The sequence below is a fragment of the Segatella intestinalis genome, assembly GCF_029348455.1.
GTDB lineage: Bacteria > Bacteroidota > Bacteroidia > Bacteroidales > Bacteroidaceae > Prevotella.
This window is the reverse complement of record NZ_JARJVV010000006.1, coordinates 1-12,304: the sequence shown is the minus strand read 5'-3', so window position 1 is coordinate 12,304 and position 12,304 is coordinate 1. Positions and strand designations below refer to the sequence as shown.

Annotated in this window: 8 protein-coding genes and 1 pseudogene; 4 read left to right on the top strand and 5 right to left on the bottom strand. The window is 43.6% G+C overall.

The window, feature by feature from the left end:
• Positions 1 to 51 precede the first annotated feature (51 nt).
• From P3T48_RS05170 to P3T48_RS05150, 5 genes are all read right to left on the bottom strand, one after another.
• On the bottom strand, positions 52 to 2,115 hold the full coding sequence (locus P3T48_RS05170) for a DUF5686 family C-terminal domain-containing protein (protein WP_276505886.1): 2,064 nt from the start codon (positions 2,113 to 2,115) through the stop codon (positions 52 to 54).
• 4 nt (positions 2,116 to 2,119) lie between these two features.
• The gene (locus P3T48_RS05165) at positions 2,120 to 2,992 is read right to left on the bottom strand and encodes a sigma-70 family RNA polymerase sigma factor (RefSeq protein WP_022252292.1); all 873 of its coding nucleotides are present in this window, start codon (positions 2,990 to 2,992) and stop codon (positions 2,120 to 2,122) included.
• Positions 2,993 to 3,073: 81 nt separating this feature from the next.
• On the bottom strand, positions 3,074 to 4,756 hold the full coding sequence (locus P3T48_RS05160) for a GH25 family lysozyme (protein ID WP_276505885.1): 1,683 nt from the start codon (positions 4,754 to 4,756) through the stop codon (positions 3,074 to 3,076).
• 401 nt (positions 4,757 to 5,157) lie between these two features.
• Entirely contained in the window at positions 5,158 to 7,368 is a 2,211-nt protein-coding gene (locus P3T48_RS05155) for a hypothetical protein (protein ID WP_276505884.1), read from the bottom strand.
• On the bottom strand, positions 7,325 to 8,341 hold the full coding sequence (locus P3T48_RS05150) for a hypothetical protein (protein WP_276505883.1): 1,017 nt from the start codon (positions 8,339 to 8,341) through the stop codon (positions 7,325 to 7,327). The genes P3T48_RS05155 and P3T48_RS05150 overlap by 44 nt, the downstream gene beginning before the upstream one ends.
• A gap of 145 nt (positions 8,342 to 8,486) precedes the next feature.
• Here P3T48_RS05150 and P3T48_RS05145 point away from each other — a divergent pair.
• The 4 genes and pseudogenes from P3T48_RS05145 to P3T48_RS05130 all read left to right on the top strand — a co-directional run.
• A pseudogene (locus tag P3T48_RS05145) lies at positions 8,487 to 8,754 on the top strand (IS1380 family transposase); the annotation flags it as partial.
• A 951-nt stretch (positions 8,755 to 9,705) separates the two neighbouring features.
• Positions 9,706 to 10,209 (top strand): IS110 family transposase, encoded by a 504-nt coding sequence (locus P3T48_RS05140; protein WP_276505882.1) that lies wholly within the window; start codon positions 9,706 to 9,708, stop codon positions 10,207 to 10,209.
• A 28-nt stretch (positions 10,210 to 10,237) separates the two neighbouring features.
• A complete protein-coding gene (locus P3T48_RS05135) occupies positions 10,238 to 10,759 on the top strand; it encodes a transposase (protein WP_276505881.1) in 522 nt (173 codons plus the stop codon).
• 266 nt (positions 10,760 to 11,025) lie between these two features.
• The gene (locus tag P3T48_RS05130) at positions 11,026 to 12,072 is read left to right on the top strand and encodes an IS110 family RNA-guided transposase (protein WP_117678396.1); all 1,047 of its coding nucleotides are present in this window, start codon (positions 11,026 to 11,028) and stop codon (positions 12,070 to 12,072) included.
• Positions 12,073 to 12,304 lie beyond the last annotated feature (232 nt).

Genomic DNA, 12,304 nt, shown 5'->3' with positions numbered 1-12,304 from the left:
ATGTAAGAATGTTTGTTTTAAAGAATGTCTATCTGTAAGTATTAGATTCTTCTACCAGTTGCGGAAAAGCTCAAAGTCGAACTTGCAGCCTACGCCATAGAACTGGGCATTTTTGAAACCGGCAAAGACTCCGATAGAAAAGAGGCGGGTGCTGAATCCATAGCCCCATTCGGTATAGGGATGCAGCTTTTCTACCAATAAGGCATTGACATAGAAGCGCTCAGCCTCTACAAATCTGCCCACCAAGGGCACCCAGGCGGCAAAGATCATCGGATTTTCGTAGGTGAAGTTGCTGCGTACGTAGTATTCAGAAGAGTTGTACCACTCTGAGGGCAACAGTTCGAACGAACCGCTCCAGTCGTCATTCCATCCTCCTGGAATGTAGTTGTCATTGAAATTGGAGTAGTCGATAAAGTACCAGTGAGAACCTCGCATGGTATAGAATCCTGCTCCAAGACGCGCAGAGTACAACTTTCGACGGCTGGCGTAGAAGATGCCCTTGGCATCGGCCTCAATACGCTCATAAGGTATGTTTGAGCCCATGAACCCCTTGATGCTACGCTCATAATCGGCCGTGACAGACACTCCTTTAGGCCCCCATGGTCGCCATATCAATCCAAAAGCAGGGGCCACGGAGCGATATTTGGAAGGATAGCCATACGATTCGTAGAATTCTGGATGAATCGCCCTGCGATGGTGGGCCACTATTCCTGCTTCAAATCCCCACTTGGGACTAAACATCCAGTGGTTTGTGAGACGGAAATAGCTGTCGGTAAACTCGGTGTAATTGTCCTTATTTACTGTTATCTCTTCGTCGTCATCCCTCTTGATGTCCAGTATGTTGCGGGCTATCACGTTGGTATTGATGCGATTGCCCTGTCCGTATACCATCTCGAGATAGCCGTCGTGCTTGGCATTATAGTTGAAGGTAGCCGGAATATTGAAGTACAGTTGATGCAGCTTAAAACTATAACCCGCCCTGAACCGCACACCAAGCTGTATGTTGTCGTTGAAGGAATAAGAGCTTCTGATGTCAAACTTGTAGATGAGTCCCTTGCGCTTGGTATAGCCCATGTATAGAGGGTTGAGGATAGGACTCAGACGTACATATCCTTGGCTTTCCTTGCCAAAGTCCTGCTGTATTCTGTTCACCATGTTGTCGCCAACGATGTCCCATAGCACATCCTTGGCAAAGTTGCGCTTTTTCTTGGTTCTGTCGGCCAGGCTGAGCGAGTCGCGACGGCTCTTCTCCTTGAAATATTGCTCATAGATGAGTTGCTCCTGTTCGTTGAGGAGAACAGGGCGCACTTGCGACATAAGGGTGGTGTCAGCAGCGTTGTTGAGTGTGTCAGAAAGCACCTTGGGCAGATTATAGTAAGAACTGAGCATACCGGTGATGTTGTTGCCCATAAACCTGAAATTGGCTTTCAAGTTGCATCTGTCGGGCAGAAGAGAGCGGTAGCCTTCGTTGCCCATGACGATGGATATAAAGAAGCGGGTCATATCGTACTCGCCCTCAAAGTCGACCAGATATATTTTTCCTGTCTTGCTGTTTACCACAGCCTTGGTTTCCACCATCTGCGTGTTCTTAATTTTGGGGTAGGCGTATACCTGGGCCTTGTCGAACGGCAAAGCGGTGACCCGATAGGTGTAGAACCTGCGGTTGGCTCGATGGAAAGGGGAGAGGATATTGTTGTGAAAAAGGTTCTCGCCAAAGACATTGGGAGTTACATAAGGAAGAATATATGACATGATGTTACGGCGATGTGGAACAGTGCTGACATGGAGCAGACGCTGGTCGGTGAACTTGTCGTTCTGCATCGTAATCTTAGTATAGTATTCGCTGATAAAGTGGCGTCCTGTGCCATGGGCGATGGCATACATCGAAGGTACGAGCATCAAGGTGGCGTTGCGTTTGTTAGTGTGCATCTGCATCTTGGTGTAAGAATACGATTGTGAACCATGCAATCCTGTGGTGTCGGTACGTTTGGCATAGGTAAACACCAAGTTAAGCACCGAATCACGAAACGCAACATTCGGTGCTTTCACTTTAGCCTTACACCCCAAAGGCGATGCCAAGAGGAAGGCTATGAGCAAATATTTATAAAACGACACCCTGTTAGCCAAGGTATTTCATCAAGATTTTAACATATCCAGACTCTCTGAGTTTCGAGATACTCTTTTCGCGAATCTGGCGCACACGCTCACGGGTAAGCCCCATCTTGTCGCCGATTTCCTCCAGACCTTTCTCTGGCTCTCCAATACCGAAACAAGCACATACTATCTGTCGCTCACGCTCCTTGAGTACCTGACCGAGAACCTGTTTCAGTTCCATTGCCATACTCTCGTGATCTACCTGCTTGTCTGTACGACTGTCATCGCCACTCGACATCACATCGACCATGGCATTATCATCGTCGTCTCCAAATGGAGCATCGATACTCACGTGATGTCCACTTGCAGCCATACTCTGTGATATCTTCTCCTCATCCACACCTGTGCGGTCAGCTATTTCCTCCACACTGGGACGACGGAGATTCTCCTGCTCAAACTTGTTGATTTCGTGGTTCACCTTATTGAGTGAACCTACCTGGTTGAGGGGGAGTCTGACGATACGGCTCTGCTCAGCAATGGCCTGAAGGATACTCTGTCGAATCCACCATACGGCATAAGAGATAAACTTAAAGCCACGAGTCTCATCAAAACGCTCTGCAGCCTTAATAAGACCGATGTTGCCCTCGTCGATGAGGTCGGTAAGCGTGAGTCCTTGATGCTGATACTGCTTGGCGACAGATACCACAAAGCGCAAGTTGGCTTCTACCAACTTATTCTTGGCACGCTCACCGGCACGACCACCTTTCTTGATGGCCTGAGCAAGTTCAATCTCTTCCTCAATGGAAACCATAGGTGCACGACCAATCTCAACGAGGTACTTGTCGAGAGCCTCGCTGTTGCGGTTGGTGATGCTTTTCTGTATCTTAAGTTGTCTCATTCTCTATACTTTCGCCTAATTTGCGCAAATATAGTAAAAAAATGCATTCGTTGTTATTTTTAATAACTAACTTTAACACAATTATTTAACAACCTCATTCTGAAGAAATTTCTGATAAGCGTCACGATAGCCATTAAAAACATTGATATCTACATGTCCACGGATACCACTTACTCTTCCGTCTGGACATAACTGCCACAAAACCAGCCTGATATCTGGCTTATACTCGCCATAACGGGCTATCCATACGCGATAGTTCCGCTTCAGATCGGGCGCATATTTCAAGTAACGGTTCACAAACATCTGACTGATATAAAGTATCGGCCTTGTGCCTGTTTGGCGTTCCACATATCTCAGCCATGCCCTTACTTGTGCAAACATAGTGTCTGGTCCGCCCATCTGCTTAATCTGCCGTGGTGTCGGTTCCAGGTCGAGTACGGGTGGAAAATCACCCCTTCTTACCAGAGCATGCTTCATAAACTTGCGGGCCTGTGCCAGTCCGGGCTTACGAGGCGAGAAGAAATGATAGCTTCCAACCCTGAAACCATGCGCCTTTGCTGCCCGATAGTCTTTACGGTAATAGGGATTGAGCAGGGAGGCTCCTTCCGTACACTTGATATAGATGAAGCTGATGGGATAGCTTATACTTCCACTGACTGTTTTGCGACTGATGTTGCCCAAGTGGGTAATACGCAACTTACTCCATTGGATGGGGTATTTCTTCTTACCTATAATATGCTGATATTTAGATATATCTATGCCGTATATTCTATCATAGGTATAGACAAGACGCTCGCCACGATAACGGTCGTTTTTCCATTCTCCTACGCAGAGTTGTTTGCCAGACTCAATGCCAAATCCGAATCCATCACGATGTCCATGTTTCCATTGTCCTTCATAGTGCGACCCGTCATTTCCCATCCATGTACCATGACCATGAGGATGGAACAGAGAGTCTCGCTCGCCTGTATAGATACCTGCAGAGTCTGCCTGCATTACCTTCACAAAGGACTGGCAGAAAGGCACGACGTCCATCTTTATTCCATAGAAGGCACTTCGCTGATTAATGGCACAGGCAGAGTCGGGCAGGGCTTGCGATGACAGGCGAAAGTAGTTCATGCCTTTCTGCATATCGTGCTTCTCCAATTGGCATGACTGACTTGACAACTGACGAGTTGACAACTGACTGATGTATAAAACTTTGTAAGACAACTGTCTTACGATTCGAAGCGAGGTAGTGTCGACTGTATGATGCAGAGAATCCAGTAGTTTTTTAGCCTTTTCGAACCGAACTTTCTGCTGTTCTGCGTAATCTGCAATCATGCCATAGCCTTCGTCGCGTACATTGTGCGAATGTGTGTAATAATCTATTTCATGAAGTGTCCATTTGGCATTCTTGTAAATGGTTTGCAACGAGTCTATTTGTGCATGATATACTTGCTGAGGTGTCATTCCCTGATAACGTTTATATCTTATAGCCGCATTGTCCTCGGCAAGTAAAAGTCCCTTGCAGGAAGGTAGCAAGTCGTATTGATTGACGAAGAAGGCATCCAGTTTTGTGGTGTCATTACCTAAGTCGAGCAGTATCTTATTGCCAGCTCTAAGCTCATAATGACAGCAAACATCAACAGTAGCCTTGGCACGCATCCATCTTTCCTGAGTCATGTGGTAGCAAGACCATACATACCAGCCGCAGCTCATGACAACCAACAGAAGCGACAGGATTGCGATGACAGCCTTGTTTTTCTTACTTAAATGAAACATTACTTTCTCTCCTCATATTTAATTGTACACCTCCTGAAGTTTCGCCCCACACGCCCTGAAGGGACAGAAGCTCTTAGCCCGTACATAAACCACTTGCGAAACTTGAGTACACCTCTTATACCTTATTTCCGCAACACTATAATTTAATATTTTTTATAAGCACCTGAGCAACAGTAAGTTGCTCAGAATTTTGTCATGCCAGAAATTTCACTTATCTTAGTGTTGCAAAAAATATAAAATGAAACTCTGAATGACATGGCAAAAATACAAATAAAATCTGAGAAACTCACTCCTTTTGGAGGAATTTTTTCTATTATGGAGCAATTTGATGCTCTTTTAGCTCAAACTCGATTGCAGTGAAAAAGTTACCATTTTCCCAACGCTGGGAAAATGGTAAGAAATTAGAGATTTTTTTCGAATTGTTTCAATACATCGCATCGGGTGGTGTATTGATCCACAATTTCCGGATGCTGATGACAGAACTTGCTCCATTCCATCATAGCCTGATATTGAGCGGATTGTGGCTGTAGAAGTTTCTGCTCTTTCCAGTTGGCATCATAGGTAATCTTAAACCATGGGTCAATACCAATGGATGAGAGGGCATAGAGCGAATGATAGCGAAGCGTGAGATTGCTGCTTTGCTTGCTTATCTTGAGATAGTCTTGAGCGATAGCTGCGAAATCGGCTTCGCCTGTGCGGGCACTATCGGCTACACTCTTGCCATAATGGGTAAGATACCAGCAGTCGCCATAGCAGGATGCCTGATAGTAACGAGTGGCAAGTTCGTAGGCAAGTTTCTCTCTGGATTCACCTTCACGAGCCACATTGTATTGGCCGATGAGCTGGTTCATTTCCTGGCAGAATTTCCACTTCGGGTTCTCCTTTAGGTGGGCATAACTTCCCTGGATGCTCCACATGTCGGAATCATTCACCTTCTGGTGGTTGAACCAGTAAGGTACGGAGTAGCTTCGCTTTTCGGCGTAGAAACTGATGGCCTGGTTGTTGATGAACTTCAGGGATACATCTTTCTGCCAGCAGGCTGCTTCGCCAAAGTTACCCTCGGCAAGATACTTGGTGCCTATCATATCCTTGAAGAAATCGGCACTGCGATAGAGCGACTGGCATACGTATTGCTCGAAGGCATCCTGATGAGAAGATGTGATGAAGCGATAGTAATCGGCAAGCTGCTGCGCAGAGAGCGAGTCGAGACGAAAGGCGTATTCTGATGAATAAAGATAACGGCTGATGTATTCTTCATCCTGTTGATCCTTGTAGAAGGTTCGCATGTAGGCATCCATCATGCCATACATCGCAGTGGCCATGCTTTCGTAATTCCTGCCAGCTTCCTGCCGGTCTTCCTTTTTTGCCTTGTCTGCCATTGTCTTGAACCGATTGTACAGGGCGCGGTAAGCCACACGTTCCTTCACCTCTACATAGTGAATGTCGGGATTGGTAAAATCATCATTTTTCGGGTTTTCTCCCTTTGTTCTTGTGCTTTCTCCTTTTGCCATCTCGTTGAGCCATTTGAATTCGCCGACAAGATATTGTGTGTAATCGCTATCCACCTGTACATTTCGGGTAGAAACCAAAAGTCGGATGGCTCTTGCATTGTCTTTCATTCTCTGTGTGCCATCCAGGGCTACTGCTTCACTAATCTCTTTCCATGCTTCCTGCTGATATCCATAGAGGTAATGGAGCATGGCGGTGGCAGAACGCCACAGGCAAGGATTCTGCGTCTTGTTTTCGGCGATGACCTTATTGGCGAAAGTGATGAAACTGAGGGCCTCTTTCTGATAGATAACCTTGGCGCCAATTTCCTCAATCCATTCCTTGTTTATTGGGTTCTGGTTGCGGCTGTCTATCGTCTGCTGACAGTTGTTTACGAAATCCTGCACCAGATAGGTGAGCATTGCCGAGTTCGGATTCTTGAAATAAATGCTCTGGATGCCTGCAAGATTGCGATAGTTTCGGGCGAGCACTCTGATGCTTGCCATATCTCCCTGCTCGGCATAGATTTCGAGTGCTTGGTGATGTTTCCCTGTTTTCCACAAGGCTCGGGCATAAATGTTGCGCATCGCCTCCCGCCATGGTGATTTCGGAAGTCGGGAGGCGATGGCATTCCAATAGGTGATGTTCTGCTGGTGGAATCCCTTCATCATATTAGTACGCATACGGAGCAAGGCGTATTGGCTCTTGAGTTGGGTGCCTTTATAAATTTTGGAGGCATTGTTGAGCCGGGTCAGCGATTGCTGAATCAGTAGCCGTTCTTGCTTCGAGGCGTAGTTCCAGGCATTGGGATTCAACTTCTCGCAGGCATCCAGGTAGGCATTCAAGCTTCCCAAGTAAGAAAGCATTCCTGCATCTTTCTTGTGTTTGGCTACTTTCAGAATATCCTCCTTGTTCCATCTGTAGAAGGATAAGTTGACGGAGGATGTATTGCCGGCATACTTCTGCCAGTAGCTGGCGATGTCGTAAAGATACGCCGGCGAAGTCTGGTCGCGATTGAATACGCTGAACATATAGTAGTTGTGATCCGAATATTCGGAAACGCAGGCATTGGAGTGAGTGCTAAATGCTGCAGCCATTACTCCTATGATTAAAAATCTTTTCATAATCTTCTGAGTTAAATCGTTTGATGTTATCTGTGTTGAGGTCGAAGAGGATGACTTCTTTGTTGATATTGCTGTTTTGGTGGTTGATACTCTTGATGGCTTCCATAATGTCGGTCATTTCGGGCTTTCTTACCACGATGCTATCGCCTGGCAAAACAGGGAAGTCATCATCTGCATGCATGATGCCTATGAACTTTCCTTCTCTGAAGAGGATGCGCCAGCTGAAGAGCGGATAGGCGGCAGAGAGTGGCAACTGATAACTGCCCAAGTGCTGGATGTAAGGAACTACATCCTTCGCGTCGAGTATCGGCTTTTGGCAACATAGCTGTTTTACATCGCCCGTATTATACATCATCAGGATGCCTCTATCCACAGGGGGTGGAGTCATCGAGAGCTGGTGTAACCGTATGGTAGCAGACAGCTTTATATTCTTGGCTTTGGCTTTCACTCTTAGTTTTTCGAGGAAATCGAAGTAAACTTTTTGGGTTGATGCCGTCCAGTCGCAGTCTATCTGAATCTCCTTTACTCGCTTTACATCGTTGGCTTCATTCATCTGAAGGATGCGAAGAAGGATTTTGTCGGCTAGGTATTTACCCATTTTCTCGTTTGTTTTCAAACAATCGTTGACGATATAAACAACGGGTATTATTTCGATGCCTTCCGGTATCAGAGATTCATGTGTTTTCCCGTTTCTATTTTCTTCAAAAGTGTTGAAATACAGGGTAGCATTGGGCATGATTTCTCCGTCTGCATCCTTTACCACATCGAAGTATCTCACGTAGATACGATTAATGTGGTGCTTTTGGATGAAGTTCATCTTGTTGCTGTCCAATTGCCATGTAGTGCTCCAATAGTAGGCAGAGCGTAAGTTTTTCTCAGCTTTGCCTTGTGAGCAGGATGTGAAGCCGATGGTAGCGGATAAGGCAAGCTGCAAAAATGCCAATGTTATATGATTCCATATTCTTCTCATCATTTCTTGAACCTTATTTCCGCAACACGATAATTTAATATTTTTTTATAAGCACCTGAGCAACAAAAAGTTGCTCAGGATTTTGCCATGTCAGAAATTTCACTTATCTTAGTGTTGCAAAATAAAAACAAACAAAATTCTGAATGACATGGCAAAAGTACAAATAAAATATGAGAAACTCACTCCTTTTGGGGGAATTTTTGGTTTTCGATTATGGAGCAATTTGATGCTCTTTTAGCTCAAACCATAGATTCCACCTTGGAATTGAGATGCATATTGTTTGGTTATCAATATATAGTGAGATCCTACGTTCTCTGATGTGCGTATATCTTTGTGGTGGCTCATGTATTGAGGATATTTCAACACACCTTATGAAACATTTGTCTCTTCATCCAACTCTTCGTACTTGCAGCGCTATTTGAGGTTATATAAATAAGGTGTAGCTTCTCATATCATAAAAGTAAATACAAAGTTATAAAAAAAATAACATCTTTGCAAGTTTTTCCTCAAAAAGTTTATCTATGACTTTAATACCCGATGAGAATATTAACAGATGACGTGCACTGACCATAAAAAGCAGATGTAGTATTAAAAAACAGAACCCAATCATCTCGATTGAGTTCTGCATACCTTGAAAACATACTTATACTATTATCTGTCACCTAAAGAATCACATAATACTTACTTAACTAAAAAACCTTGTAAACTTTATGACATCCATCGTATGAGTCAAGTCCTTATTAGAGCACTTTTAATGTAATGCAAAGATAATCAACATTAACAAAAAAGGCTTGTAATATGAAAGAAACAATTCTTTGTGATTTGTAAAATCTTAAAAAAATACCTTTTTATCCATGCCATCACATCAAAAAATGATAGTCAAAAGCCCAAAATAACGGTTTGTTATAACTGATAATCAGAATTTTGCATTTTTGAAACATCTTTTTTGAATTATGACAAAGCTTTTCGGATAATTTGCGTAACTTTGCAAAAGATTAGCAAAAGATTATCAAAAGATCTCTGCAAGATAAGTTATAAACCAAACCTACCAATATGATGTCACCCAACTTGTTTTACCAAGATTTTTTGCTGTGCATAGGAGTGGCAAGTCTGATTTTCGGACTGTTTCTTCTCTTCTTTAAGGCACCAGTCAACAATATTTACCAACCTTACCGACGTTCAAAGAGTCTTTTGGCGGCAGGCTATCTTGTCTTTTACCTTTGCACCCAGGAATCAAGTTAGGATATTTGGTTAATGGGTGTTAAGGTGAACTATCTTTCTTTCAAGGTATGCCCTTTCTCATGTCATAGTCCTTATATAATCCAGCCAACTTTCTTGATTCCATTTAACTATTAAATGTCAAAATTATGGATAAAGAACTTTACATAGGCGTGGATGTCTCAAAGCAGACTCTCGACCTTGCTTATTATGACGGAGAAAGCATTGATTGGAAGAAAGCCCATATAAAGGTGAGCAACAACAATGCAGGTTTCAAGAAAATTGGTTCATGGGTGGCAAAGGTAAGCAAGGGGTTTGATATAGTCTTGTTCTGTATGGAATATACAGGACTTTACACCCAAGACTTTAGACTGTGGTTGGAAGAGAAACATTATATTTATAGGATGGTGGAACCTCGCAAGATGCATCGCTTTGAGCCAGACTTGGATGATGGACTGCGTTCGCTCGACCGCATCAAGACTGACGAGCTTGATTCTTTCCGCATAGCCATTTACTGTGAGCAGAACCACAGAAAGATTCTTCGCAACCCATCAAAACTTCCTCCTCCTGTATATTTTAAGTTGAAGAGGCTTTTGGCGGAACGCAAGCAGACAAGTCAAGCAGTCTGTCCTTTACAAGCAGCAGCTTCATGATATATGTGCGTATGACACAGATTTGTCTGTGGAACGTAAGAATGGGCAACTTAAAACGCTCAATGATGCACTTAAAGGCATAGACAATGAAATTGACATGTACATAAAAGAAGATGCGGACATCAGCAAGAACTTTTCCCTGCTGACATCAATACCTGGTATTGGGCGTGTTGTCGCACTTGAAACCATTGTCTTGACCGAAAACTTCATGGCAATAGATAACCCACGTAAATACGCTTGCTATATTGGTGTCGCTCCTTTCAAGAAAGAATCTGGTACATCTGTGAGAAAAGGCTCGTCAGTCTCTAAGAAAGGTTTTAAACAGGCAAAGGCAGATTTGTCCATTGCCTGTTTGGTTTGCATGCAGCACATTCCGAACATCAGAGATTACTGGGAACGCAAGAGAAAGGAGAAATGCAGTGGAATAGTGTTTAATGCAATCAAGTTTAAGATGATACTCCGTATGTTTGCCGTTATAAAACGAGGTACTCCGTATGTGGAGACGGACAATTATCGAAATGGGAAAAACAAGCAACCAGGAGTGAACTAACAGTGTTTTAAGACCATCACTATACCATGATAGAGTCTCTTGGTTGCTTTTGGCACTACCTTTGCGAGGAATCCTCAAAAGGAAGGAACTCCAGACAGAGGTAGTGAACTTTTTAATCTTAGGCAAAGCCCTTTCCCTTGATATAGTCTCCTCTGCCCGAAATGTCAGACTCAGTGCCTTTTAGGGAATTAGCTGTCCGTCCCAGCTTTTAAAAGATTTGGCTTATCCTGACATAGAGAGTTCCTTTCGTAAAGCGGTGCAAAGATATGAAAAATAAATCATTTGTAGGCATTGACATCTCTAAAAATGTCATAGATGTATCTATATTTCGTGAGGACACCAACATCAAAATGTTCCCTCATGAGGTGTTCAACAACACTCGCAAGGGATTTGGCGATATGTGCTCATGGCTCAAAAAGAGCCGTGTGGTACTTTCCCAAGCCCTGTTTGGCATGGAATTTACAGGTTGCTACTCCTTGGACTTGGAAAAATTCCTCACGTCCAAGAATTACTCTTTCTGTATGCTTAGTACACGTATAGTAAAACATCATCCTATGGGGACAATAGATAAGCGAGACAAGAATGACTCTGCAAAGATAGCTGACTTCCTCTATCGTTATGATGGCACGGAATGTGCCAAGCCATACAAGTTGCCAAGCAAGGCTATGCAACAATTGAAGCAACTTGTCAATGAGCGTAAGTTCCTTGTGGAGCAACGGACAAACTTTATGAACCGAATGCAGATGTTTGAAACGAAAGAGGATTCTGCCATGTATGAGAGCTACATTAAAAAGCTCAATCATGACATTGAGAAGATAGATCAGGAAGAGTGTGAATTAATGTCCAAGGAGGAAGATGTCTTTGACACTTTTCAGAATCTGTTGACGATACCAGGAATTGGTTTTGTCAATGCAACAAACATAATTGCCATCACACGAAACTTTACCGCTTTTGACACAGCTCGGCAATATGCGAGATATGTTGGCGTAGCTCCATGCAGTCACACTTCTGGTACCAGTGTGAAATGGCGTGCCCGACCTTCCGCACACTGTAACGGTCAAGTGAAAGCTGACCTGTCTATGGCGGCATTGAGAGCTGTTGAGTACGATGTGGAAATGCAAATGTTTTATAATCGAAAGTTAGGAGGCAGAAAAGATTCTGATACTAAGCGTAAGGCATTGAATGCCGTCAAGTTTAAGCTCATTCGCAGAATGTTTGCCATAGGCAAACAAAAGAGAAAATGGGAAGTGTTGAACACCTCTGACGACAGAAAGAACTTACATATTGAAAAGTCCAAAGCAAGTGAACTATAACAATGTACCATTGTCTCTTATAGTCTTGTGAGGACAGATACGGATAACTAATTAGGAATCGAGCAAAAAGCTATTAAAAGAAAGAGTTCCGTATCGTTTTTTGTAACAGAAAAGTCAAAAATTGTCTTCTTCTGCTACAGGGGTAGGTATGCCTATATGCTTTCTGGGGGCTATTTTGCTTATTTTAACACAAAAAAGCTCTCAAAAATTTGGTGATGTCTTAGGAATCATG

Coding starts and splice junctions, on each gene's coding strand:
- P3T48_RS05165 (WP_022252292.1), bottom strand. CDS start 2,992: ATGAGACAACTTAAGATACAGAAAAGCATCACCAACCGCAACAGCGAG.
- P3T48_RS05160 (WP_276505885.1), bottom strand. CDS start 4,756: ATGTTTCATTTAAGTAAGAAAAACAAGGCTGTCATCGCAATCCTGTCG.
- P3T48_RS05155 (WP_276505884.1), bottom strand. CDS start 7,368: ATGAAAAGATTTTTAATCATAGGAGTAATGGCTGCAGCATTTAGCACT.
- P3T48_RS05150 (WP_276505883.1), bottom strand. CDS start 8,341: ATGATGAGAAGAATATGGAATCATATAACATTGGCATTTTTGCAGCTT.
- P3T48_RS05140 (WP_276505882.1), top strand. CDS start 9,706: ATGGATAAAGAACTTTACATAGGCGTGGATGTCTCAAAGCAGACTCTC.
- P3T48_RS05130 (WP_117678396.1), top strand. CDS start 11,026: ATGAAAAATAAATCATTTGTAGGCATTGACATCTCTAAAAATGTCATA.